This window comes from Proteus faecis, assembly GCF_030286765.1.
Classification (GTDB): domain Bacteria; phylum Pseudomonadota; class Gammaproteobacteria; order Enterobacterales; family Enterobacteriaceae; genus Proteus; species Proteus faecis.
In genome coordinates, this window is the sequence record NZ_JASVWV010000059.1 from 1 (window position 1) to 862 (window position 862).

An 862-nucleotide genomic window follows, 5' to 3' on the forward strand; every position below is an offset into this window, starting at 1 on the left:
TTCACGAGGCGCTACCTAAATAGCTTTCGGGGAGAACCAGCTATCTCCCGGTTTGATTGGCCTTTCACCCCCATCCACAAGTCATCCGCTAATTTTTCAACATTAGTCGGTTCGGTCCTCCAGTTAGTGTTACCCAACCTTCAACCTGCCCATGGATAGATCACCGGGTTTCGGGTCTATACCCTGCAACTCATTCGCCCAGTTAAGACTCGGTTTCCCTACGGCTCCCCTATACGGTTAACCTTGCTACAGAATATAAGTCGCTGACCCATTATACAAAAGGTACGCAGTCACCCCATCCTCAAATGTCCCGCTTGCTTTTACTGCCAAACTGGCTCGATTTTTTAACTTCCGTTGCTCGTGTACTTCTATGTACACTGCGCGACGGCTTGAAAAAATCAACCCATTTTGTAGGTAAACGCGGCGCTGTTTTCGAGTGGTTTTGCCAATCACTCAGTGCGAGGCACTTGAGTGATGGGGCTCCTACTGCTTGTACGTACACGGTTTCAGGTTCTTTTTCACTCCCCTCGCCGGGGTTCTTTTCGCCTTTCCCTCACGGTACTGGTTCACTATCGGTCAATCAGGAGTATTTAGCCTTGGAGGATGGTCCCCCCATATTCAGACAGGATAACACGTGTCCCGCCCTACTCGTCGAGTTCACAATAACAGCATCTTCGGATACGGGGCTATCACCCTTTACTGCCGGACTTTCCAGACCGTTCTCCTGATGCTGCTATTGATTAAGACTCTGGGCTGTTCCCCGTTCGCTCGCCGCTACTAGGGGAATCTCGGTTGATTTCTTTTCCTCGGGGTACTGAGATGTTTCAGTTCTCCCGGTTCGCTTCATGACGCTATGTATTCA

Annotated in this window: 1 rRNA gene; it reads right to left on the reverse strand. The window is 50.0% G+C overall.

From position 1 onward, the window contains the following. Nucleotides 1–862 (reverse strand): 23S ribosomal RNA (locus tag QSH13_RS18465); the annotation flags it as partial.